The organism is Streptacidiphilus cavernicola (assembly GCF_042510955.1).
GTDB lineage: Bacteria > Actinomycetota > Actinomycetes > Streptomycetales > Streptomycetaceae > Streptacidiphilus > Streptacidiphilus cavernicola.
Window position 1 is genome coordinate 67,942 of the sequence record NZ_JBHFAB010000022.1, and the last position, 23,709, is coordinate 91,650.

At 71.3% G+C, this 23,709-nt stretch carries 21 protein-coding genes; 7 read left to right on the top strand and 14 right to left on the bottom strand.

Translation table 11 applies throughout. The annotated features are described in order from the left end of the window. Positions 1–16 precede the first annotated feature (16 nt). The 3 genes from ACEZDE_RS25560 to ACEZDE_RS25570 all read right to left on the bottom strand — a co-directional run bounded on the left by ACEZDE_RS25560 (position 17) and on the right by ACEZDE_RS25570 (position 2,772). Positions 17–571 (bottom strand): NuoB/complex I 20 kDa subunit family protein, encoded by a 555-nt coding sequence (locus ACEZDE_RS25560; protein ID WP_380540320.1) that lies wholly within the window; start codon positions 569–571, stop codon positions 17–19. A gap of 61 nt (positions 572–632) precedes the next feature. Next, a complete protein-coding gene (locus ACEZDE_RS25565) occupies positions 633–992 on the bottom strand; it encodes an NADH-quinone oxidoreductase subunit A (protein ID WP_123497258.1) in 360 nt (119 codons plus the stop codon). A 475-nt stretch (positions 993–1,467) separates the two neighbouring features. After that, positions 1,468–2,772: a geranylgeranyl reductase family protein gene (locus ACEZDE_RS25570; RefSeq protein ID WP_380540510.1), complete on the bottom strand. Its 1,305-nt coding sequence runs from the start codon at positions 2,770–2,772 to the stop codon at positions 1,468–1,470. A 136-nt stretch (positions 2,773–2,908) separates the two neighbouring features. On the opposite strand from ACEZDE_RS25570, the gene ACEZDE_RS25575 reads away from it, so the two are divergent. After that, positions 2,909–3,325: a hypothetical protein gene (locus ACEZDE_RS25575; RefSeq protein ID WP_380540324.1), complete on the top strand. Its 417-nt coding sequence runs from the start codon at positions 2,909–2,911 to the stop codon at positions 3,323–3,325. Between the two features lie 71 nt (positions 3,326–3,396). On the opposite strand, the gene ACEZDE_RS25580 is transcribed toward ACEZDE_RS25575, so the two are convergent. The 5 genes from ACEZDE_RS25580 to ACEZDE_RS25600 form a co-directional block, all read right to left on the bottom strand. Next, positions 3,397–4,089, bottom strand: coding sequence for a demethylmenaquinone methyltransferase (locus ACEZDE_RS25580; RefSeq protein WP_380540327.1), 693 nt, complete (start codon positions 4,087–4,089; stop codon positions 3,397–3,399). 90 nt (positions 4,090–4,179) lie between these two features. After that, positions 4,180–4,584, bottom strand: coding sequence for an imidazolonepropionase-like domain-containing protein (locus ACEZDE_RS25585; protein WP_380540330.1), 405 nt, complete (start codon positions 4,582–4,584; stop codon positions 4,180–4,182). 7 nt (positions 4,585–4,591) lie between these two features. Beyond that, positions 4,592–5,806, bottom strand: a complete 1,215-nt coding sequence (gene mqnC, locus ACEZDE_RS25590) for a cyclic dehypoxanthinyl futalosine synthase (protein WP_380540333.1) — start codon at positions 5,804–5,806, stop codon at positions 4,592–4,594. Between the two features lie 90 nt (positions 5,807–5,896). After that, positions 5,897–7,831 (bottom strand): serine/threonine-protein kinase, encoded by a 1,935-nt coding sequence (locus tag ACEZDE_RS25595; RefSeq protein ID WP_380540336.1) that lies wholly within the window; start codon positions 7,829–7,831, stop codon positions 5,897–5,899. Positions 7,832–7,906: 75 nt separating this feature from the next. Next, positions 7,907–8,716, bottom strand: coding sequence for a menaquinone biosynthetic enzyme MqnA/MqnD family protein (locus ACEZDE_RS25600; protein WP_380540339.1), 810 nt, complete (start codon positions 8,714–8,716; stop codon positions 7,907–7,909). 303 nt (positions 8,717–9,019) lie between these two features. Here ACEZDE_RS25600 and ACEZDE_RS25605 point away from each other — a divergent pair, with 303 nt between their 5' ends. After that, on the top strand, positions 9,020–9,223 hold the full coding sequence (locus ACEZDE_RS25605; protein WP_034088937.1) for a cold-shock protein: 204 nt from the start codon (positions 9,020–9,022) through the stop codon (positions 9,221–9,223). A 250-nt stretch (positions 9,224–9,473) separates the two neighbouring features. On the opposite strand, the gene ACEZDE_RS25610 is transcribed toward ACEZDE_RS25605, so the two are convergent. Beyond that, on the bottom strand, positions 9,474–10,730 hold the full coding sequence (locus tag ACEZDE_RS25610) for a helix-turn-helix domain-containing protein (protein ID WP_380540342.1): 1,257 nt from the start codon (positions 10,728–10,730) through the stop codon (positions 9,474–9,476). A 547-nt stretch (positions 10,731–11,277) separates the two neighbouring features. After that, positions 11,278–12,657, bottom strand: a complete 1,380-nt coding sequence (locus ACEZDE_RS25615; RefSeq protein WP_380540345.1) for a dicarboxylate/amino acid:cation symporter — start codon at positions 12,655–12,657, stop codon at positions 11,278–11,280. A 346-nt stretch (positions 12,658–13,003) separates the two neighbouring features. Here ACEZDE_RS25615 and ACEZDE_RS25620 point away from each other — a divergent pair, with 346 nt between their 5' ends. Further along, the gene (locus ACEZDE_RS25620) at positions 13,004–14,704 is read left to right on the top strand and encodes an MFS transporter (RefSeq protein ID WP_380540348.1); all 1,701 of its coding nucleotides are present in this window, start codon (positions 13,004–13,006) and stop codon (positions 14,702–14,704) included. Positions 14,705–15,559: 855 nt separating this feature from the next. Here the strand turns inward: ACEZDE_RS25620 and thpR are convergent. The 3 genes from thpR to ACEZDE_RS25635 form a co-directional block, all read right to left on the bottom strand. After that, positions 15,560–16,132: an RNA 2',3'-cyclic phosphodiesterase gene (thpR, locus tag ACEZDE_RS25625; RefSeq protein ID WP_380540351.1), complete on the bottom strand. Its 573-nt coding sequence runs from the start codon at positions 16,130–16,132 to the stop codon at positions 15,560–15,562. Between the two features lie 173 nt (positions 16,133–16,305). Continuing rightward, on the bottom strand, positions 16,306–17,886 hold the full coding sequence (locus tag ACEZDE_RS25630) for an MFS transporter (protein ID WP_380540354.1): 1,581 nt from the start codon (positions 17,884–17,886) through the stop codon (positions 16,306–16,308). Positions 17,887–17,927: 41 nt separating this feature from the next. Next, a complete protein-coding gene (locus ACEZDE_RS25635) occupies positions 17,928–18,362 on the bottom strand; it encodes a MarR family winged helix-turn-helix transcriptional regulator (RefSeq protein ID WP_380540357.1) in 435 nt (144 codons plus the stop codon). A 175-nt stretch (positions 18,363–18,537) separates the two neighbouring features. Between ACEZDE_RS25635 and ACEZDE_RS25640 the strand changes: the two genes are divergently transcribed. From ACEZDE_RS25640 to ACEZDE_RS25650, 3 genes are all read left to right on the top strand, one after another. Further along, positions 18,538–19,080 carry a hypothetical protein gene (locus ACEZDE_RS25640; protein WP_380540360.1) on the top strand — a complete coding sequence of 181 codons (543 nt, stop codon included), beginning with the start codon at positions 18,538–18,540 and terminating at the stop codon, positions 19,078–19,080. Between the two features lie 124 nt (positions 19,081–19,204). Further along, entirely contained in the window at positions 19,205–20,257 is a 1,053-nt protein-coding gene (locus ACEZDE_RS25645; protein ID WP_380540363.1) for an alpha/beta fold hydrolase, read from the top strand. A 202-nt stretch (positions 20,258–20,459) separates the two neighbouring features. After that, complete coding sequence (locus tag ACEZDE_RS25650; protein ID WP_380540366.1) at positions 20,460–21,518, top strand: AraC-like ligand-binding domain-containing protein; 1,059 nt, start codon at positions 20,460–20,462, stop codon at positions 21,516–21,518. Between the two features lie 178 nt (positions 21,519–21,696). On the opposite strand, the gene ACEZDE_RS25655 is transcribed toward ACEZDE_RS25650, so the two are convergent. Next, complete coding sequence (locus ACEZDE_RS25655; protein ID WP_380540369.1) at positions 21,697–23,115, bottom strand: NCS2 family permease; 1,419 nt, start codon at positions 23,113–23,115, stop codon at positions 21,697–21,699. 238 nt (positions 23,116–23,353) lie between these two features. Between ACEZDE_RS25655 and ACEZDE_RS25660 the strand changes: the two genes are divergently transcribed. Beyond that, positions 23,354–23,683 carry a DUF2530 domain-containing protein gene (locus ACEZDE_RS25660; protein WP_380540372.1) on the top strand — a complete coding sequence of 110 codons (330 nt, stop codon included), beginning with the start codon at positions 23,354–23,356 and terminating at the stop codon, positions 23,681–23,683. Positions 23,684–23,709 lie beyond the last annotated feature (26 nt).

The window sequence follows — 23,709 nt, forward strand, 5'->3', positions numbered from 1 at the left end:
TCGTCCTGGTTGTCGCTCACCGGAGCAGCCCCTTCATCTCGATCGTCGGGACCGCCTGCAGCGCCTGCCGCTCCGCTTCCTCCTGCGCCCTGGCCTTCTGGACGCCGAGCTTCTCGTGGCGGATCTGCTCGTGCAGCTTGAGGATCGCGTCCATCAGCATCTCCGGCCGCGGCGGACAGCCGGGCAGGTAGATGTCGACCGGGATCACGTGGTCGACGCCCTGGACGATCGCGTAGTTGTTGAACATCCCGCCCGACGAGGCGCAGACGCCCATCGAGATGACCCACTTGGGGTTGGCCATCTGGTCGTAGACCTGGCGGACCACCGGGGCCATCTTCTGGCTCACCCGGCCGGCCACGATCATCAGGTCGGCCTGGCGCGGGGAGCCCCGGAAGACCTCCATGCCGAAGCGGGCCAGGTCGTAGCGGCCGGCGCCGGTCGTCATCATCTCGATGGCGCAGCAGGCGAGTCCGAAGGTGGCCGGGAAGAGCGAACTCTTCCGCACCCACCCGGCGGCCTGCTCGACCGAGGTGAGCAGGAAGCCCCCGGGCAGCTTCTCCTCGATACCCATCCGGTGTCCTCTCAGCTCTCGGTGGACGTGGTGGTGATGGTCGTGCGACGGCGACAGCCGGTCAGTCCCACTCCAGGCCCCCGCGCCGCCAGACGTAGGCGTAGGCGACGAAGACGGTGGCGATGAACAGCACCATCTCGACCAGGCCGAAGATCCCCAGGGAGTCGAAGGAGACGGCCCAGGGGTAGAGGAAGACGATCTCGATGTCGAAGACGATGAAGAGCATCGCCGTCAGGTAGTACTTGATCGGGAAGCGCCCGCCGCCCTCCGGCTGCGGCGTCGGCTCGATCCCGCACTCGTAGGCGTCCAATTTGGCGCGGTTGTACCGCTTCGGGCCGGTCAGCGCGGCCATCGCCACGGAGCCGACTGCGAAGGCAGCCGCGAGGGCGCCAAGTACCAGAATCGGCGCATATGCGTTCATACCGAACGACCTCCCAGGCGTCAGTCCGTTCCGACTTCCCTGTCGGTGACTGCTAGTCCGTACAGCTCGGGAGCGTGATCACCTCATGTGAGGCAGTTCACAAGCCCCCAAGACGGCTGCATCCTATGCCCGTTCGCATGTGATCTGCGACACGGGTGTCAGCCCCTTCAATGTGATCTACGCCACCTGATGAATGATCATGAAGTAATGAACGGGCAAAATCAGCCACAGGGCGTGTGCCTCCGTTCACAAACCGTAGACCCTGCCACTGACAACGCAGGTCAGCGGCCCGGGAACTAGCATCCGACGACAGTCCGAAGCAAGTTTTGCCGGGGAACGACACCCGTGTTATTGGATTCCGGCCACGACCGGGTGGCTCCGGAGCAGGAGCGTTGACGGCGTCCCCGCGCAGACGCGGAACGGCGCGGCCGGAGTCTCCTCGGTCCGCGCCGTTCCGTCCTACTGCCTGTCGGGATCAGGCCCTGGGGGCCACCTTGGCCAGGCCGTTGATGATCCGGTCCATCGCGTCGCCGCCCTGCGGGTCGGTCAGGTTCGCCAGCAGCTTGAGGACGAACTTCATCAGCACCGGGTGGGTCAGCCCGTGCTGCGCCGCCATCCGCATCACCAGCGGGTTGCCGATCGCCTTCACGAAGCCGCGCCCCAGCGAGTAGTACCCGCCGTAGACCTCCTTGAGGATCTTCGGATACGCCTCGAGCGCCCGCTCCCGCCCCAGGTCGGTCTGCCGGGCCAGCGCCTGGACGATCACCCCGGCCGCGATCTGGCCGGATTCCATCGCATAGGCGATGCCCTCGCCGTTGAACGGGTTGACCATCCCGCCCGCGTCGCCGACCAGCAGGAAGCCCCGGGTGTAGTGCGGCTGTCGGTTGAAGGCCATCGGCAGGGCGGCCCCGCGGATCGGCTCGGTCATGTTCTCGGGGGTGTAGCCCCACTCCTCGGGCATCCCCGCGCACCAGACCCTGAGCAGGTCGCGGTAGTCGATGTCCTTGAACGACTTGGTGGTGTTCAGCAGCCCCAGGCCGACGTTGCTGGTGCCGTCGCCCATGCCGAAGATCCAGCCGTAGCCGGGCAGCAGCTTCTCCTGGCCGCCGCGCCGGTCCCACAGCTCCAGCCAGGACTCCAGGTAGTCGTCGTCGCTGCGCGGCGAGTTGAAGTAGGTGCGGTAGGCGACGCCCATCGGCCGGTCCTCGCGCCGGTGCAGGCCCATGGCCAGGGAGAGCCGGGTGGAGTTGCCGTCCGCGGCGACCACCAGCGGCGCCCGGAAGGTGACTTCGCGCCTGTCTTTGGATGTCGCAGCCTCGCCCAGCCTGGCGGTCACGCCGACGATCCGTCCGGTCCGCTCGTCCAGCACCGGGCCGGTGACGTTGCAGAGCTGGTGCAGCTTGGCGCCGGCCTTCTCGGCCTGGCTCGCCAGCAGTTCGTCGAAGTCGGCGCGCTTGCGGACCAGGCCGTAGTCCGGGAAGCTCGCCAGCTCCGGCCAGTCCAGTTCCAGCCGCACCCCGCCGCCGATGATCCGCAGGCCCTTGTTGCGCAGCCAGCCGGCCTCCTCGGAGATGTCGATCCCCATGTCCACCAACTGCTTGGTGGCGCGCGGGGTCAGCCCGTCCCCGCACACCTTCTCCCGGGGGAACTGCGCCTTCTCCAGCAGCAGCACCTCAAGACCGGCCCGAGCCAGGTGGTACGCCGTGGTCGCGCCCGCCGGGCCGGCCCCGACGACGATCACGTCGGCTTCCGCCTCGACGGCTGCGGCCTGCTGGGTCACCTGCGACACCTGCGACACCTGGACTCCTGCTGCTCTCGTGGGGAACGCACGGCAGCCCACACGGGGGCCACTGCGCAGTCTAGGAGATACCCCTACCCTGAACCGGATCCCCCACCTAGATCACCCGGGAGCGTTGATGCACATCGGAGTCACGGGTCACCGCGACCTGTCGGAGATCACCGAGATGCTGGTCCGCGGCGAACTGTGGAAGCTGGTGACCGGCTACCAGACCTACGGCCTGGTCGGCGTCAGCCCGCTCGGCGAGGGTCCGGAGACCTGGTTCGCCAGCGCGGTCCTGGAGCACGGCGGAGTGCTGGAGGCGATCGGCGCACCGACCGCGCCCTCCGCCGCGCCGCTGCTGCGACAGGCCCGCGCGGTGCACCGGCTGGCACCCGGCCTCGACCCCACCGACTCGCTGCTCAGCCTGGTCGACGAACTCGTCGCGGTCTGGGACGGCGGCCCGGACGACGGCATCGCCGACGCGGTCGCCCGCGCCGAGGCCCGGGGCACCTACGTCCACCGGATCTGGCCGGAGGGGTCGGCCCGTTCCTAGGAGCCGTCGACCCTCGGCCTCAGGGCTCGGCTTCAGGGCTTGGCCTCAGCGTTCGACCTCAGGCCCCGGCCTCAGGCGCGGGTGCCGCGGTGCAGGGCGACGATGCCGCCGGTGAGGTTGCGCCAGGCGACCCTGGACCAGCCCGCCTGCTGCAGCCGGGCCGCCAGCGCGGGCTGGTCCGGCCAGGCCCGGATGGAGTCGGCGAGGTAGACGTACGCGTCGGGGTTGCTGCTGACCGCGGTGGCCGCCGGGGGCAACGCGCGCATCAGGTACTCGGTGTAGACGGTGCGGAACGGCGCCCAGGTGGGGTGGCTGAACTCGCAGATGACCACCCGGCCGCCGGGCCGGGTGACCCGGAGCAGCTCGCGCAGCGCGGCGTCGGTGTCCTGGACGTTGCGCAGGCCGAAGGAGATGGTGACGGCGTCGAACACGCCGTCGGCGAACGGCAGCCGGGTCGCGTCCCCCGCGGTAAGCGGCAGTTCGGGGTGTCGGCGCTTGCCCTCGCGCAGCATCCCGAGCGAGAAGTCGCAGGGCACGACGGTCGCCCCGGCCTCGGCGAAGGGCAGCGACGAGGTCGCCGTCCCGGCGGCAAGGTCCAGCACCCGGTCGCCCGGCCGGGCGTCCACCGCGCGGGCGACGGCCTTACGCCAGAGCCGGGCCTGGCCCAGCGAGAGCACGTCGTTGGTGAGGTCGTACTTGGCCGCCACGTCGTCGAACATCGAGGCGACTTCGTGCGGCTGCTTGTCCAGGGAGGCTCGGGTCACGCACCCCATTGTCCACGCTCGTACACAGCCCGCTCATCCCGGTGCACACGGCCCCGCCGGAAGGACCGCGGGTCTTGCCGTGGACCGGGCTCACGCCCGGCGGTGCACCAGCCGTCCGCCGAGGACCGTGGCCAGGCACGCGCCGTCCTCGGCGAACACCGCCAGGTCCGCCCGGCCGCCCACGGCCAGCACCGGATCACGGTCGGCGACCGCGAGACCGTTGCGGCTCGCGGCGGTGCGCAGCTCCGGGTCGGCGAGGTGCTCGGGGCAGGCCGCGGTCGCACCGGTGCGAAGCAGGGCGTGCACCCGCTCGCGCGCGCTGGGCGCGTCCGGCAGCGGCCCCCGGTGCAGCCGTCCGGGCCCGAGCGTGCCGCGCCAACGGCGCACCCGGACCGCCGGGTACGCCGCCTCCAGCTCCGCGGCCGGGCCGACCGCGGCCACCAGTTCGCCGTCCACCAGCACGCCTTGGTCCGCGCCGATGTGAAGAGTCAGCAACGCGGCGTCAGTTGGCGTTGAGGAGCTTCAGCTCCGGGTGCGCGGTGCCCCCGCTGATCGCGGTGGACGCGATGTGCGAGTACGCGTGGTCGTTGACCGGGTCGTTCGCCGGGTCGTCGTGGATCACCAGGTGCTCGTAGGTGGTGGCGCGCTGGGCCGGGACCCGGCCGGCCGAGCGGATCAGGTTGATCAGCTCCATCCGGTTGGAGCGGTGCTTGGCCCCGGCCGAGGAGACCACGTTCTCCTCCAGCATCACCGAGCCCAGGTCGTCCGCGCCGTAGTGCAGCGTCAGCTGCCCCATCTCCTTGCCGACGGTCAGCCAGGAGCCCTGGATGTGCGCGACGTTGTCGAGGAACAGCCGGGCCACCGCGATCAGCCGCAGGTACTCGAACAGCGTGGCCTGGGTGCGGCCCTTGAGGTGGTTGTTCTCGGGCTGGTAGGTGTACGGGATGAAGGCGCGGAAGCCGCCGGTGCGGTCCTGCACGTCGCGGATCATCCGCAGGTGCTCGATCCGCTCGGCGTTGGTCTCGCCGGTGCCCATCAGCATGGTGGAGGTGGACTCGACGCCCAGGCCGTGCGCGATCTCCATGATCTCCAGCCAGCGCTCGCCGGACTCCTTGAGCGGCGCGATGGCCTTGCGCGGGCGCTCCGGCAGCAGTTCGGCGCCGGCACCGGCGAAGGAGTCGAGCCCGGCCGCGTGGATCCGGCGGATCGCCTCCTCGGCGGTCACCCCGGAGATCCGCGACATGTGCTCGATCTCGGACGCGCCGAGCGAGTGGATCACCAGCTGCGGGAAGTCCTTCTTGATCGCCGAGAAGGCCCGCTCGTAGTACTCCACGCCGTAGTCGGGGTGGTGCCCGCCCTGGAACATGATCTGGGTGCCGCCGAGCTCGACCGTCTCCGCGCAGCGCCGGAGGATCTCCTCCAGGTCGCGGGACCAGCCCTTCTCCACGTCCTTGGGGGCCGCGTAGAAGGCACAGAACTTGCAGGCGGTGACGCAGACGTTGGTGTAGTTGATGTTGCGTTCGATGATGTACGTCGCGATGTGCTCGGTCCCGGCGTACCGGCGGCGGCGCGCGGCGTCGGCGGCCCGGCCGAGGGCGTGCAGCGGGGCGCTGCGGTAGATCTCCAGCGCCTCCTCCGGCGTGATCCGCCCTCCGGCGGCGGCCCGGTCGAGGACAGCCTGCAGATCCGTCTCCTGGGGCTGGGCGGTCTCAAGCACCTCGGGCGTCCTCTCATGTCACGGTGGTCTGTCGCAGGTTCGCGACAATCCGTCGCGAAACCCAGACAGCGCTCAGCGTACGCCAGCCCCTCACTTCACCTTGCGGAAGTCCCCGCTGGGGTTGCCGCTGCCCGGGGCGTCGTCCCGGTGGTGCAGGGTGCCGTCCGGGTTGAGCGTGAACAGCTGGGTGCCGGTGCCGGCCGAGCAGAGTCCGGCCGTGCTGCCGGGCAGCAGCCGGTCGCTGAAGGTGATCGAGGTCTTGGTCGACGACACCATCACCTCGCCGCCGAGACAGGCCGCGTTGAGGCCGGTGACCGTGGTGATGCTGGTGGTGTTCTCGGCACCGGCCGCTGCGGGCCGGATGGTGATCGTGGTCGGCTCGCTGAGCAGCCCGTCCGAGGTGGTCATCACCGCGGTCCAGGTGCCGAGGAAGGCGGCCGGGACGACGTTGGGGCTGCTCGGCCCGGGTGACGGCGCGGGAGGCGGCGACGGCACCGCGCCGGGGGCGCCTCCCGTCCCGGTGCCGGTGCTTGTGCCGGTGGTGGTGCCGGTGCCGCTGGGCGCGGTGGTGCCCTGCTGGATCACCGGGGCGCTCGACCCCCCGGTCCCGCCGGTGCTCGCCGACGGCGTCCCCTTGTCGCTGAGCAGCAGCGGCACCAGCACAGCCGCGAGTAGCACCAGCACGGCCGCCCCGCCGATCGCCACCCGTCGGCCGTTCCCGGCGGAGGGCGGGGTCGGGGGCTGCTGCGGGTACGGGGTCTGGGGCGGGTACGGGGGCGGATACCCGCCCGGCAGGGCGTCCGTAGGCGCGAACCCACCCGTCCCGCCTGCGGCGGGTACGCCGCTGGCCCCGCCTGCACCGTACCCGTACGCCGGGGTGGCACCAGCAGGGGTCGCACCGGCAGGTGTCCCGCCCATCACCGGCGCGGGCCCGAAGCCCGCTCCGGTCGCGCCCGTCCCCGGCCCGGACGGCCCCGATCCGTAGGCCCCGGGCCCGCCCGGCCCCAACCCGTGCGACCCCGACCCGTGCGACCCCGCACCGTCCGTCGGCCACGGGCCCGCGCCCGGGAAGGGCTCGCCCACCGTCTCCAGGTCGAGCAGCTCGGCGGTGGCCCGGCCGACCGAGGCGACCAGCAGCGGCGGCAGCCAGCCGTCCGAAGGGCCGACCCCGCCCAGCAGTTGCCGCAGCTCGGCCGGTGTCGGCCGGTCCTCCGGCCGCTTCGCCAGGCAGCGTTCGACGATCGCGCGCAGCTCCTGATCGGCCGCGCCGACCGAGGCGTCCGAGCCGTCTGCTCCGTCCGAGCCGTCCGCGCCGCCCATCCCGTCCAGCCGCGGCGGCTCGTGCATCACCCGGTAGAGCAGCACCGGCGCGCTGACGCTGTCGCCGAAGGGCCCGACCCCGGTGGCCGCGAAGGCCAGCACCCCGCCGAGCGAGAACACGTCGCTGGGCGGTCCCGCCTGCTCCCCCGCGCCCTGCTCCGGCGACATGTAGCCGGGCGAGCCGACCACGTAGCCGGACCGGGTCAGCGCGGTCGCCGAGTCCATCGCCCGCGCGATGCCGAAGTCGATCAGCCGCGGCCCGTCCAGGGTGAGCAGCACGTTGGACGGCTTGAGGTCGCGGTGCACCAGCCCGGTCGCGTGGACCGCGGCCAGTGAGTCGGCGAGGCCGACCCCCAGCATCCGCACCGACGCGGACGGCAGCACGCCGAACTTCTGCACCGCGGCATCGAGCCCAGGGCCTGCCACATAGCCGCTGGCGACCCAGGGCTGCTCGCTCTCGGTGTCGGCGTCCAGCACTGCCGCGGTCCAGGCCCCGCCGACCCGTCGGGCCGCCGCGACCTCCTGCCGGAAGCGGGCCCGGAAGTCGGTGTCGTCGGCCAGTTCGGAGCGCACCAGCTTCACCGCGACGGTGCGGCCCCCCGCCGTCCGGCCCAGGTAGACCCGGCCCATTCCGCCCGCGCCGAGTCGCCCCAGCAGTCTGTACGCGCCGATCTGTCGCGGATCTCCCGCCCCCAACGGTTCCATGACACGACATCATGGCCGCTGCGCGGACCCCCGTCAGCCGTACCAGCGCGTCGGCTCCCGCGCACTCCCGGCGGATCAGCCCTCCAGCACCTCGACGTGCTCGGTGCTCGCGCCGATCCGCCGGGCGAACTCCCGCATCCCGGCCAGCTGCCGCTCGCCGAAGGAGAAGTCCAGCGCCTCGGCGAAGTAGGTGCGCAGCACCTCCTGGTCGAACAGCTCCCAGCGCGCGGTCTGCTCGGCCACCTTGTCGACCTCGGCCATGGACAGGTCGCGCGACTCCAGGAAGGCACGGTGCACCTCGCGGACCGTCTCCGGCTCGCGGGCCAGGAAGTCGCGCCGGACCGCCCACACCGCGAAGACGAAGGGCAGCCCGGTCCAGTCCTTCCACATCGCGCCGAGGTCGTGCACGTCCAGGCCGAGCCGGGGCCCGTCGTGCATGGTGGCGCGGAGCGCGGCGTCGCCGATGAGCACGGCCGCGTCCGCCTCCTGCATCATCACGGCGAGGTCGGGCGGGCAGGTGTAGTAGTCAGGACGCACCCCGTACTGCTCGGCCAGCAGCAGCTGCGCCAGCCGCACGGAGGTCCGGCTGGTCGAGCCGAGGGCGACCTTGCAGCCGTCCAGCTGGTCCAGCGGCACCTGGCTGACGATCACACAGGACTGCACCGGACCGTCGCTGCCCACCGCGATGTTCGGCATCACCACCAGCTGGTCGGCGTTGCGCAGGTACTCGACGCAGGTGATCGGGGAGATGTCCAGATCACCGGCGACCAGGGCGTCGCTCAGCCGCTCGGGTGTGTCCTTGTGGAGGTCGAGGTCGAAGAGGGTCCCGGAGCGTGCCAGGCCCCAGTAGATCGGCAGACAGTTGAGGAACTGGATGTGTCCCACGCGGGGTCGGCTACGGCTGTTCTCCTGGTGGGAGCCGCCGTCACGCTCGGTGTAAGTATCCACACCAGCACAGTAGACCGGGGGGCCGAGATCGTCCCTGGCCGGGCCCGGAACTGCGTGCTAGGGTTTCCGGCAGTTGCAGTTTGATTTCCCATGCAGTACTCAAGCCTGCGGAGCATGTGACCGCGGGCTTCTGTAGTTTTCAGAGCTTTGTGAAGAAGTACCTGAAGGCGGGGCGATCAGCGCAGCGGACCGGGCACCACGAGGTGTGGTGTCCTTTACGTCCCTCGCAAGGAGAACGGTATGGCGACCGGAACCGTCAAGTGGTTCAACGCCGAGAAGGGCTTCGGCTTCATCGCCCAGGACGGCGGCGGCCCCGACGTCTTCGTCCACTACTCCGCCATCAACGCGAGCGGCTTCCGCTCGCTTGAGGAGAACCAGCCCGTGGAGTTCGACGTCACGCAGGGTCCGAAGGGCCCGCAGGCGGAGAACGTCACCCCGGTCTGACATCCCAACCATTGATCACCAGCCCCTGACCGGACCCGGTCAGGACGCATGATCGTCCGGTGGCTTCCCCAGCACCAACCCAAGAGGGCCCGCGCCGCTGCAGCGACGACGGGCCCTCTGCCTCGTGCCTTGCTTGCTGTTCTGCTGGCCTGTGCTGGCTTGCTTGCTCCGCCTGCTGTTCCGCGTCCAGCGCGGTCTGCCCCGCGTCCCGTGCGGTACCCCGTGCCCTGCGGCCCCGCGGCCCTGCCGCCTACTCCGCGTCCCGCGGTACCGCGGGATCCGCCGCCAGCTCGCGCCCGCGCAGTGCGAGTTCGATCTCGAAGCGGGCGTCCGGATCGGCCAGGGCCGGGCCGAACAACTCCTCGATCCTGCGCATCCGCTGCCGCGCGGTCTGCGGATGCAGCCCGAGCCGCTCGGCGACCTCGGGGGCGCTCCCCCGGCTGCTCTCCAGCCAGACCAGCAGGGTCTCCTCCAACCGCCGCCGACGCTTCGCGGTCAGCCCGTCCAACGGCGCGAGCCGACGCGCGGCCAGCAACCGCACCAACTCCTCGTCGCCCAGCAGCAGTACGGAGGAGAGCTGCCCGTCGCAGCGCCGCATCCCGGCCTGGGCGGCCCCCTTCGCCACGACGGTACGGGCCCAGCGCAGCGACTGCCCGGCCTGCGTGACCGGCACGGTCGGCCCCAGCACCGCCCTGCGGTCGGCCAGCACCCGGGCCAACTGCTCGCAGCGCCCCGGCTGCTCCGGCTCGGCCACGAACAGGCACGGCTCAGGACCGTCGAGCGCGGCCAACACGGAAGCCATCGGCCGCAGCCCGGCCGCGACGGCGGAGTACCCGTCAGCACCGACCCCCGCCCGCGTCCGCGCCCCCGCGCCCCCGCGCCCGGACCTCGCCCCGGGGCTCGTCCCCGTCCCCACGCCCACGCCCACGCCCAGAATCCCGCCGCCAGGCGCCAGCGCGACCGCTGCGACCCGCTCCGGCAGCTCCCACCGGGCCGCCCGCGCGGCCTCCGCCAGCACCGGGACCGAGGCCCCCTCGGCCAGCAGTTCCGCCAGCCGTCGGCGCGCGCGCCGCAAGGTGCCGACCGCGTCGGCCCGTGCCTCGCTGTACCCCTCCACCGACGCCGCGGCCATCTCGTCGATGTGCGCGAAGATCGCCTCGGCGAGAGCCGCCATCGCCGCCGGCGGCATCCCGGTCCGCCGGGCCGCCTGCGCGTACCGGCGCCAGGCCAGCCGACCGCCGAGACGGTAGGCGGCCTGCAGCGCGTCCAGGCTGCGCCCCTCGCGCCACTCCCCGCGTCCCAGCGCCCGGTACACCTGGAGCGACTCCTCGGCCGGTGCCGCGTCGTCCGCGATCAGCTCCGCGAACTGCGCCAGCGCCCGGACCGCCCCGCGCTGGATCCCGGCCCCGAAGCCGCCGCCCAGCGGCCGTGCGTACTCGGGTATCTGACGGCGTATCTCGAAGACGATCTCAGGTCCGAGCCGGACGTTCTCCGCTCTGATGAGCACCGCGACCCCGTGCGGCAGCACCGTCCACGGGCGATCCCGCGGAATTGAATCGGACCGGTCATTCGCCGGTGGGTTCAGAGGGGCATTCGCGGGCACCACAGCGGCCATGAAACCTCCTGCGCCTGGGTCCGGACAGCTGCGGGTCACCGAGGAAGTGGCGGCAATCAATTTGCCAGTATTCGGTGGCAGTTTCCGGAGATTCACATCCCCCCGACGTGAAATTCTGCGCACAATTCCGTCAAGCAATGACAACTCGCCGTTGCCAGGCTCGCAGTATCTGCCGCTTGTCGCCGATGTGTCAACATTCGCACTGGGCAAGGGCCGTGGCCGTCCGGAGGCCGCCGCGGCGGGGCTGGCGAAGTCGGTGGAGTCGGCAAGGCGGGCGGAATCAGCGGAGTCGGACAGGTCCGGTCGAATACCGCCATCAGCAGGACGACGACGGCAGTGATGCCGCTCAGCCGCATCGGCCATGAACCGAATCCCCGACAGCGACAGCTGACCCCCGGCCTCCGGCAGGAGATCGGGGGTCAGCCGTGCATTCGTCGATTCAGACAGCAGCCACCGGCTCCGGCACCGGAGCCCCGGCCTCGACGCCGCTGTCGCCGTCGATGGCGCGGCTGTCGCCGCCGTCGCTGTCGGGCCCGAGCAGGGCCGCGTCCTTGCGACTGCCGAAGGCCTCGCGGTCGAGGATGCCCTCGCGCGCCGCGACCAGGATCGGCACGACCGCCTGCCCGGCCACGTTCGTGGCCGTCCGCATCATGTCCAGGATCGGGTCGATCGCGATCAGCAGCCCGACGCCCTCCAGCGGGAGGCCCAGCGTGGAGAGGGTCAGCGTCAGCATCACGATGGCACCGGTGAGTCCGGCCGTCGCGGCCGAGCCGATCACCGAGACGAAGGCGATCAGCAGGTAGTCGCCGATGCCGAGGTGGATACCGTAGACCTGGGCCACGAAGATCGCCGCCAGCGCCGGGTAGATCGCCGCGCAGCCGTCCATCTTCGTCGTGGCGCCGAACGGGACGGCGAAGCTCGCGTACTCGCGCGGCACGCCGAGCCGGGTGACCACCCGCTGGGTGACCGGCATGGTGCCGACCGAGGAGCGGGAGACGAAGCCGAGCTGGATCGCGGGCCAGGCGCCCTTGAAGAAGTCCAGCGGGTTGACCTTGCCGACGAAGCGCAGCAGCAGCGAGTACACGCCGAACAGCACGATGGCGCAGCCGACGTAGACGTCCGCGGTGAAGGTGGCCAGCGGGCCGAGCAGGCTCCAGCCGTACAGGGCGACGGACTTGCCGATCAGGCCGAGGGTGCCCAGCGGGGCGAGCCGGATGACCCACCACAGCGCGGTCTGCACCAGGTCCAGCACGGACTGGGCGAGCTTGAGGAACGGCGCGCCCTTGGCCTCGCCGATCTTGAGCAGCGCGATGCCGAACACGATGCCGAGGAACACGATCTGAAGGACGTTCATCTGGACGAAGGAGTCCACGATGTTGGTCGGGATCAGGCCGGTCAGGAAGTCGGTCCAGGACGCGGTGACGTCGGTCAGCTTGGAACCGTCGTGCGGCGTCAGACCGGTGCCGTGGCCGGGGTTGGTGAGCACGCCGATCAGCAGGCCGATGGTGACGGCGATCAGCGAGGTGATCGCGAACCAGAGCAGCGTGCGGGCGGCCAGCCTGGCGGCGTTGTTGACGTTCCGCAGGTTGGCGATGCTGACCACGATGGCGGTGAAGACCAACGGGGGGACGGCGAGCTTCAGCAGCTGGACGAAGATCGTCCCGATCTGGGTGAGCGTGGTGGTGAGCCAGCTCAGCTCTGCCTCACGGGCGACGAAACCCAGGGCCACGCCGAGGACGAGGCCGAGCAGGATCTGTGCCCAGAAGGGGGTGCGTCGGATCCGGCCGAGGACGGATATGGATGGCGCGGGGGAAGTCATGGGTGCGATGGCTCCAGTACGAGGCCGGGGCTGCGGGCAGGGGGCAGCGACAGCCGAAGGGCAGGGACGACGTGATGCGCGGGGTGTGCGCGAGTACGGGGCGTGCTGGGTGTGGGTTCGTCAGTACGGCGACGCGCTGCGGGTCAGACGGACGACCGGCTCGACGGGCGCGACGCCCGCGTACACGCGATACACGCGCAGGCAGCCCGCAGCGGCGTCGTGAGCTGAGAGCTCAGGACGCGGAGCGGGGGCGCGGCGGGGGCGAACACGAGAAGGACATTAACACTCTTACTTTGGGAATCTCAAAGTATCTGTTTGAGGTGCGGGCACGGACGACCGGCCGGGGGTGGGGCAGGAGCCTTTGCCTCAGCTCAGTTATACGTATAACTTAGAGTCCTGTGAGTGCCACGACCTGCCCCGTCCCGCAGGCCGCCCACACATCGCCCCGCCCGCCCCACCCGCTCGCCCACTCACGACCCGACCCACTCACCGTTCGCCCCACCTCACCCCACCCCGCACCCCATCCCATCCCACCTGGAGCGCTGCCGCCGCCATGGGCTATCTCACCGTCCTGCGCAGCCCCCAGGTCGCGCGCCTGCTGTTCGGCACCCTGCTCGGGCGCCTCCCCGCCGGAATGACCGTCGTCGCCATCGCGCTCGCCCTGCACGCCGCCGGGTCCGCGTACACGCAGATCGGATTGACCACCGCCGCGTACGCCATCGCCGCGGCGATCGGCGGGCCGGTACTCGGCCGCGCCGTGGACCGGATCGGCCAACCGCGGGTGCTGCTCGCCTCCGCCGCCGTCGCCGCCTGCGGATACGTGGCCCTGGCCGTCGCCCCCGGCAGTGCCGCCGTGGCCATGGCCGGTGCCGCGCTGGCCGGTGCGGCGATGCCACCGCTGGAGCCGTGCCTGCGCTCGCTGTGGCCGGACATCGTCGTCCCGGCTGCGCTGGAGACCGCGTACGCGCTGGACTCCGCGTCGCAGCAACTGCTCTACGTCGCAGGCCCGCTGCTGGTCGCCGGGGTCGCGGTGGCCGCCGACCCGACCGCCGCGCTCTGGCTCGCAGCCGGCCTCGGCCTGCTCGGCACCCTAGCCGTCGCCACCTCGGCCCCCGCCCGCGCCTGGCGCGCGCCGACCCGAACCCCGCCCCAGGCCTCCGACCGCGATAGCGGACCTGGAACGGTGTATGACGGACAGCCAGACGACTCCGACCGCACCGACGGAACCGGACGCCCCGGCCTGAAGAACAGCCACTCCATCGAGAACAGCTACCCCATCGAGAACGGCCGCCCCGGCGGCGGGTGGCTCGGCCCGCTCCGCTCCCCCGGCCTGGTCCTGCTGCTGCTCGCCTTCGCCGGGACGGGGTGGTCCGTCGGCGCACAGAACATCCTCTTCGTCGCCTACGCCCAGACCCATCCCGGCATCCCCGGCGGCGCGGGGGCACTGCTCGCCCTCGCCGCCCTGGCCGGGCTGCTCGGAGCCCTCGCCTACGGCGCGATCCGGTGGACCGCCCCGACCTCCACCCGCACCTGGGCCCTCGCCGGTGGGATGGCCGTCTGCTACCTCCCGCTGCTGCTGGTGCCGGGTCCCGGTGCGATGGGTGTGGCGGCCTTCGTCTCCGGCCTCGGCCTGGCCCCGCTGCTCGCCGCGGCCTTCGTCCTGATCGCCGAGCTGGCGCCCGCGGGCACCACCACCGAGGCCTTCGCCTGGCTGGTCACCCTCTTCGCCACCGGCAACGCCCTCGGCTCAGCAGTGACCGGCACGGTCGTCTCCGACTCCCTGCGCAGCGCCGCGGCCATCGCCGTGGGCGGCATCACGGTGGCCGCGCTGCTGCTCCTCACCACCCGCAAGGTCCTGGCCGCAGGCGTCGCAGCGCAGAAGCGGACCCGCCCGATCCCGGCTCCGGTCCAAACCACAGCTGCAGCTCCGGGTCCGACACCGGCTCCGGCTGCAGCTCCGACTGCAGCTCCGGCTCCGCTCTCGCCCCCGTCCCCACTGCCACTCCCCCGCCTGAACGACGACGCACGAGAAGCCGGCGCGCGATAGCAGCCGCGACGGCCACGGGTCACCGCCAGGCCACCAGAGCAGGGTCGGCCTTCACCGTACGAGCGGTGCGGCGCCATCTCGCGCCTCCGGCGCACTACAGCCAACTACACGGAAGACGGGACCGGGCCAGGCATCGCGCCTGTCTTGCGGCCCCAACGCCACGTCAGCGGGGTCGGCCTTCACCGTACGAGCGGTGCGGCGCCATCTCGCGCCTCCGGCGCACAGCAGCCAACCACATGAGCCCCGAGCCCCTCGGAAGCCAGGCCAAGCACTGCTTCTACCCTCCAGTACCGCGGCCATGGCCCGCCGGAGTGAGCACTCACCCACCTGGAGCGACGGCCCAACGGCCCGATCAGCACAGGCGACGGAACGTTTCCGCAGCATCGGGCCAACGCCACCGCCCACCGAAGTGAGTACTCACCCACCCGAGAGGGAGGCCCGACGCTCCGATCGACACCAACGACGGAACGTTTCTGCGGCATCGAGCCGACCCGCAGCCCGGCCAGGGACCCGCGCCCCGCTCCCCCTTCGCGCAGTTGGCCGCTGTGCGCCGGAGGCGCGAGACGGCGCGGTAGCCGCCCCTACGGCGAAGGCCGACCCCACCAACACCGCGCCGCCCTGAGCCGCACCCGTGCTCCCGGCCCGGCCCGCACCCGCACCCAGCTCCGCACCAAGCCCCAGCCCCAGCCCCAGCCCTGGCCCTGGCCCCAGCCCTGGCCCTGGCCCTGGCCCTGGCCCTGGCCCTGGCCCTGGCCCTGGCACACCCGGGATCGTCCTCCTGCCGCTGCCCCTGGGCCGCCGCACCTGCGCCCCCGGATGCCCGAACAGGCCAAGCGCGGCGTCCCACGCCAACGTTCAACCGTGCCCAAGTGGCCACTCACTCACCGTCTCGTAGTGGGCGGCGCCAACGCCCAGGTGACTGCGCATCAGGCGCAGCGTGTCCGCGGGCCAGGCCGTCCCGGTGAAGTCGGAGAGTGCCGCGACCAGCGGGGCGAGGGTGACGCCCGCTGGGGTCGGGCTGGTGCGGCCACCGCTGCGGGCGAGGGTGAGGTGCGGGCGGAAGGGGGTCTCATCCACCCCGATGCCGGTGGCGCGCGCGACGGCGCCCACCTCCTCGGCGAGGTCCCGCAGTGCGCGGGTGTCGCCCTGGACGCCCGCCCACAGGGCTCGGTCGCCGAAGTGTCCGCCGCCGGCGAGGTTGAGCCGCGGCGTGCGGTCAACCGTCGCGGCTGCGGCGGCGAGGCGCGCGCCGAGGGGCTCGATGTCGCCGGGGTCGACCTGGCCGAGGAAGGCCAGGGTCAGGTGCCAGGTGGGCTCACCGGTCCAGCGCAGCGCGGCGGCCTGCGGCAGCGCGTGCAACGGGGCAGCGGCGACGGCCAGTTCCTTGATCGCTGCCGCGGGCGGCAGGACGGCGGCGAAGAGTCTCATGCGGGGCAGTCTCGGGCACGAACCCTCCCCGGCAAAAGGCCCCCGCCCGGCCCCGTCCGGCCCGAGCCGCGTCGCGCCGTCAACCCAACGCCCGGCCGTCAAGCCACCCAGCGGCGGCCCAGCCGTCAAACCCTCAAGACCTCAAGGCCTCAAGGCCTCAAGGCCTCAAGGCCTCAAGCCACCGTTGCCACGTCCAGCTCGCCCCGTTGCCGGGGGACGAAGGCGAGCAACTGGTGCTCCGGGCCGCGGTGGAGGTCGAGACGGAGTCGCAGGTTGCCGATGCGGGCCAGGACCACGCCGATCACCGCCGCTGCCGCCGCTGAGACCAGGCCGCAGACGAGCAGGCCGACCCGTGGGCCGTACTGCTCGGTGATCCAGCCGACCAACGGCGCTCCCAGCGGGGTGCCGCCGGCGAAGACCATCATGAAGAGGCTCATCACCCGGCCGCGCATGGCCGGGTCGGTGCGCAGCTGGATCAGCGAGTTGGCCGCCGTGTTGAGGGTGACCCCGAACAGGCCGACCAGGGTCAGCAGCGCCGCGAAGCTCCAGTAGTCGGGCGACAGCGCCGACACCGACTCCAGGATGCCGAAGGCCAGTCCGACGCCGACCAGCAGCCGCAGCCGCGGCCTGCTGCGTCGGGCGGCGAGCAGCGCGCCGGCCAGTGAGCCGATCGCCATCGCGGTGTTGAGCAGCCCGTAGAGCCCGGGGCCGACATGGAACACGGAGTACGCGAAGGCGGACAGGATGGTCGCGAAGTTGAACCCGAAGGTGCCGACGAAGCCGACCAGGACGATCGGCCAGATCAGGTCGGGTCGGCCCGCGACATAGTGCAGACCGGCCCTGAGCTGACCCTTCTCACGCGGAAGCCGCGGCGTGCGGTGGAGTTCGGCGCCGCGCATGGCGAGCAGGCCGAGGATCACCGCGCCGAAGGAGAAGGCGTTGACCGCGAACGCGTACCCGGCGCCGACGGCGGCCATCAGCGCACCGGCGATGGCCGGGCCGATCAGCCGTGCTGTCTGGAAGTTGGCGGCGTTGAGACTGACCGCGTTGCCGAGGTCCTTCTTGCCGACCATCTCCGAGACGAAGGTCTGCCGGGTCGGGTTGTCGACGACGGTGACCAGGCCGAGCGCGAAGGCGAACAGGTAGATGTGCCAGACCTGGACGTGTCCGGTCAGCGTCAGCACGGCCAGCCCTGCGGCGAGCAGACCCATGGTGGCCTGGGTGGCGATCAGCAGCTGGCGCTTGGGGAAGCGGTCGGCGAGGACTCCGCCGAAGAGGCCGAACAGGAGCATCGGCAGGAACTGCATCGCGGTGGTCACGCCGACCGCGAAGGCACTGCCGGTGATGCTGAGGACGAGCCAGTCCTGCGCGATGCGCTGGACCCAGGTGCCGGAGTTGGAAACGACCTGGCCGATGAAGAAGTAGCGGTAGTTGCGGTTGCCGAGGGCCGAGAACATCCCCCGCTTGCGCTCGGTCGACTCCCCCTGGAGCTGCCCTTCCCGGGGCTCTCCTTGAAGCTCTCCCCGGGACGCCTCGGACGCTTCCCCCGGGGCCGTCGCGGACGCCGCCGCCTCGGGCGAGGCTTCTGCGGCGGTGCGTTCGTCGGGGTCGTCGTCGACGGGGACGACGGTGTCGTTCAACAGCGGGGCGTCGGCGGTGTCGGCCTCGGTCGCGGGGCTGACGGCGTTACTGGTGGTGCTGGTGTGATCGTTCGGACGGATGCGGCGCGTGGTGTCTCCGGTTTGTGCAGGCAATAGCTTGTCCCCTGGCTTGTGGTGATCGTTGTACGGGCCGGTCAGAGCTGCGCGAGGCGCTCCAGTACCGGCGCGGCGGCGCGTAGCACCGCCCACTCCTCCTCGGTGAGGCCCCCGGCGAGCTCGGCGAGCCAGGCGTCACGCTTGGCCCGGCTCTGGTCGAGAATGCTCTCGGCCTGCTCGGTACTGCTCACGACGACCTGGCGGCGGTCGTCGGGGTGCGGCTCCCGCCGCACCAGGCCCTTCTCCTCCAGCATCGCGATGATTCGGGTCATCGACGGCGGCTGGACGTGCTCCTTGCGGGCGAGTTCGCCCGGCGACGCGCTGCCACAGCGCGCGAGAGTCGCCAACACCTGCATCTCGGTGGGCGTGAGCGACTCCTCGACCCGCTGACCGCGCAGCCGCCGGGAGAGCCGCATCACAGCAGACCGCAGCGTGCTGACCGCTGCTGCGTCGCTCTCGGAGATCTCAGGCATGATTGTTAGCCTAACTCATTACCCAGTCTAAGTAAAATCAATCCAAGTAAATCCGAGCTCGACGGTGCAGCGGGACGTGGCGTCGACGACACCGAGCAGCAGCGGCGCGGACTTCAACCCGGGTTGCAACTCAGGGTTGAAGGAGTTCGGGGCGCGTCGGCGGATGCTCTTAGACATGACAACGACCGACTGGTTCATCGACATCGCGCTCCTGCTCATCGTCCTTCGCCAGCTGCGCGAGGAGCGGCTGACCGCCCGTACCGTCCTGCTCCCGCTGGGCATGATCACCTGGGCCGCCGGCAACTACCTGACCGCCGTCCCGACCGCCGGCAACGACGTGCTGCTGGCCGTGGTCTTCGCGGCCACCGGGGTCGTCCTCGGCCTCGCCGGCGGCCTGCTCACCCACGTCCGGCAGGCCGGCGGCCATGTGCTGATCAAGGCTTCCCGCGGTGCGGCCGCACTGTGGATCATCAGCATGGGCTTCCGCCTGGGCTTCGCGGTGTGGTCCACACACCCCTCCGGCGCCGCGCACCTGACCCGCTTCTCCGCCACACACAGCATCACCAGCGGCCAGGCCTGGGTCGTCGCCCTGCTGCTGATGGCGGTCGGCGAGGTCGTGGTCCGCCTGGGCACGATCGTCATCCGCGGCCAGCTGCTGCGGGCACGGGTCAACCGCGACGCGAACACGCTGGCCCCCCGCCCGGTCGCCTACGTCTGAGGACGTCCGAGGACGTCCGAGCCGCGAAACAGCCGCGGCACGGCGCTCGACCCGCGCACCGAACCCACAGCTCATCGTGCTCGGCACCGCACCCACCCGCCCCTGATCAGCACGGAGGTCCCTCATGTCCGCACCGCACCGCACACCGCGTGCCCTCACCCTGCCCCGGCTGGCCGTGACCCTCGCCGCGGTGGCCCTCGGAGCGGTCGCCTGTTCCTCCGGCGGCGGCCACACGACCAGTGCCCCGAGCAGCGGGCCGGGCACGCGGGCCACGGCCACGGCGACGGCCGCGACCACGACCGCGACCACGGCGGTGTCGGCCGTCGTCCCGAACTCCGCCCTGAGCGGGCCGGGCGCGTTCCTCGGGCCGGTGCGCCAGACCCCGGTCGACGGCATCCAGATCGGCTACCGCCAGTTCGGCTCCGGCCCCGACCTCATCATGGTCATGGGCGACACCGGCACCATGAGCGACTGGACCGTCGACCTGCTGAGCTGGCTCGGCCGGAACTACCACGTCACGATCTTCGACAACCGCGGCGTCGGCTACACGACCGACGACACCTCCGTCCCCGACACCATCCCGCTCATGGCGGACGACACCGTCGGCCTGATCGAAGCACTGGATCTGCGGTACCCCGCACTGCTCGGCTGGTCGATGGGCGGCGAGATCGGCCTGACCGTCGCCGCGCTCCACCCCGGTGCGATCAGCGCGCTCGTGAGCACCGGCGGCGACCTCGGCGGCAGCCACGCCATCAACACACCGCCCGCCGTGGCCAAGGAGCTCAACAGCCCCGAGACCACGGGGCCGCAGATGATGGACCTGCTCTTTCCCGCCGACGCCGGCACCGCGCGGACCGCGTACATCGAGCAGCTCGGCCTGATCCCGCCGGAGAAGGTCAGCAACCGGACGCTGCTGCGTCAGTACCAAGCCGGACAGGCGTATGAGTCCTTCGAGGGCACCTGGGACAAGCTGCCCGACAGCACCGTCCCGATGCTGATCACCAACGGCTCCCTCGACAAGATCACCCCGCCCGGAAACGCGAGCATCATCACTCAGCGGGCCAAGCACGCCGAACTGGTCGCGTTCCCTGACGCCGGCCACGCGATGCTCGTCCAGGACTCCGGCCGCTTCGTCTCCCTGGTGACCCAGTTCACCAAGGCGTCAGGTATCGGGTAGCACCGGGAGTCTTGGCCGGACGGTGCCGACCACCGTGGCCCGCCTGCGGAAAGGCCCAGCTCGCGGAACCCGCGTAGTGCCGGCTGCCGTGTCCCGGCACAATGAGGGACGCATCCGCTCAGGTGGCATGTCCATGGGACGACGATGTCCGAAGGAGGCGGGAGACCCGGGAAGCGGACGAGTCGAGAAGGAGGGGCGGACAGTGGCCGCAAGGGCGGGAAGCGTGTTCCGGGGCGGGGACGCATCCGGGAAGGACCGGTTCGACTCCTGGCGAGAGCTGATCGGGCAGACCCGGGCCAGCGAGGTGAGCAGCGCCCACGCCGACGACTTCACGGCGGAGATGCGGCGTCTGGAACTGGGGCCGGTGACCCTGCTCAGGACGTCGTTCCCGGCGACGCGGTTTCAGCGGAGCGCACGCATGATCCGGCAGGCGGATCCGGAGGTCTACAACCTGACGCTGCTGCTCGACGGAGGGATGGCCCTGGACCGCGGCGGCTCCGATCCGATCGTGACGTTCGGACCCGGCGACCTGCACATGGTCCACAGCTCGCGCCCGTTCGACCTGCATGCCTTCGGCACCGGCGGCGCCGAACCCGGCCAGGTCGAACGCCAGGTCGGACGCCGGGTCGAGGCGGTGGGCGTCGACTTCCCCGAAGCCCTGCTGCCGCTGCCGCCGGACCAGTTGCGCGATGTGCTGGGCCGGGGAGTCTCAGGGCGGGAGGGGATACCCGCGCTGCTCTCGGAGTTCCTCATCGGCCTGGACCGGCAGGCCGCGCTGCTCGGCCCGGCCGAGGCACCGCGGCTGGGGGCGGTCGTGGTCGACCTGATCGCCGCCTGGCTGGCCCGCGAGGTGGACGCCGCTGCCGCGGTGCCCGAAAACAGTCGGCAGCGGGCCATGGCGGAGAGCGTCCGGGCGTTCATCGAACAGAATCTGCACGATCCCGAGCTGTCGCCGACCGTGATCGCCGCCGCGCACCACATCTCCGTCAGCTACCTGCACCGCGTCTTCACCCAGCAGTCCCGCGGCGCCGCCCAGCAGCCGCAAGGCGAGACGGTGGCCGCCTGGATCCGCGGCCGGCGCCTGGAGCACGCGCACCGCGACCTGGCGAACCCCGCGCTGCGCGGCCGGCCGATCCACCTGGTCGCCAGCCGCTGGGGCATCCCCCGCGCCTCGGACTTCAGCCGCGCCTTCCAGGCCGCGTACGGCCTCTCACCCAGCGAGCACCGGCGCCGGGCACTGTCCGGAGACGACCGCGAGTAGCCCGGCGGGCGGCCGGCCGTGAGTAGACGCAGTGCGCAGGAACTGTCGACGCAGTGCCAACGCCGCCGGACGGTGTCCTGTCATTCTCGACGAGGAATCAGGAGGGCGGCGCACGGCGGCGTGCCGCCCTCCTTCTCCTGCCTGCGGGGGTGCGGGGCTGCGGAGTGCAGGGATGCGGTTACTGCCCCAGACCCAGGGCCGGCATCAGGTAGTAGAAGACGAACACGGCCGCGACCACGTACAGCGGGGCGCCCACGCGGCGCCACTGGCCGGTGACCACGTTCAGCACCGCGTAGGTGATGAAGCCGATGCCGATCCCGGTGGTGATCGAGTAGGTGAACGGCATGATCACTATGGTGAGGAACGCCGGGACGGCCAGGGTGAAGTCGGACCAGTCGATCTCGCGGACGCTGTTGGACAGGATCAGGAAGCCGACCACGACCAGCACCGGGGTGGCCGCCTGGGTCGGGACCATGGTGGCCAGCGGGGTCAGGAACAGTGCGACCACGAAGAACAGGCCGGTGACGATGCTGGCCAGCCCGGTCCTGGCACCCTCGCCGACGCCCGCGGTGGACTCCACGAAGCAGGTGTTGGCCGAGCTGGAGGACACGCCGCCGACGGCGGTGGCGATGCCGTCGACCATCAGCACCTTGCTCATGCCGGGCAGGTTGCCCTCCGCGTCCAGCAGGTGGGCCTCGTCGCTGACGCCGAGGATGGTGCCCATCGCGTCGAAGAAGCAGGACAGCAGCACAGTGAAGACGAAGAGGACCCCGGTCAGGATGCCGACCTGGTGGAACCCGCCGAACAGGCTGACCTTGCCGAACAGCCCGAAGTCCGGGGTGGAGACGATGCTGTGCGGGATCTCCGGGACGGTCAGGCCCCACTGCGCGGCCGGGATGTGCGCGATCTTGTCGATCACCACGGCGACCACGGTCGCGACCACGATGCTGATCAGGATCGCGCCGGGGATCTTGCGGGCCATCAGCACCAGGGTGAGCAGCGCGGCGATCACGAAGACCAGCACCGGCCAGCCGTTGAGGTGTCCGTCGTTGCCGAGCTGCAGCGGGACGGTGGTGTGCGCGGCGTCCGGGATGCGGGTGACGAAGCCGCCGTCGACCAGGCCGATCAGCGCGATGAACAGGCCGATGCCGATGGCGATGGCCTTGCGCAGGCCGAGCGGGACCGCGTTCATGACCCGCTCGCGCAGCCCGGTGGCGACCAGCAGCATGATCGCGAGACCGGCCAGGACCACCATGCCCATCGCGTCCGGCCAGCTCATCTTGGGCGCCAGCTGCAGCGCCACGATGCTGTTGGTGCCGAGCCCGGCCGCCAGAGCGAGCGGGATGTTGCCGATGACGCCCATCAGCAGGGTGGTGAAGGCCGCGGTGATCACGGTCGCGGTGACCAGCTGACCGCCGTTCAGGTGATGACCGAACTTGTCCACAGCCGAGGACAGGATGATCGGATTCAGCACGATGATGTACGCCATCGTGAAGAAGGTGGCGGCGCCGCCGCGGATCTCGCGGGCGAAGGTCGAGCCGCGCTCGGAGACCTTGAAGTAGCGGTCAACGGCGTTGGGCGGGGCCACGGATGACATGCGCATTTCCTTTTTACACGTGCGGATGAATCGAAGTGGGGGGTACGAATCGTCAAGAGGACTCGCCGTTCGATCCGGAACGGTCAGTATGAATCACCTAAAGGGCCTCGGCTATCTGCGCGCGTAGATGGAGGAACCTCCAACCTCGGCTGACGATCGTGCCGGTCCGCAGGGGCCGCAGAGACCGCAGAGGCGGTCCGGCGGCTCCCGGATGGAACCGCCCCGTACTCTTGTGCCCGTGAAGACGACCAAGCTGCCCTCCGCGCCTCCCATGGAGGCCAACGACGTCGCCATCGTGACCGGCGGCACCGTGCTGTGGCTGGTCGGCTTCCTGGTACTGCTGCCCTTCCACAGCCGGCTGTCCGCACACGGGGACCTCCGGTGGCTGTGGACCTGTCTGGCCGGCTTCGGCCTCGGCCTGATCGGGATCTGGTACTGCCGGGCCCGCCGCGACGCCATCGCCCGTTCCCGGGCCGCGACCGCCGACGCGGCCGTGGTCGCGAACGGCGACGCCACGGGCGGGATCACCGGCGGCACGACCGGCGACACGCAGACCCCGTCGGCGTAAGCCCGGCGGCGCGGGAACCCGGTGCC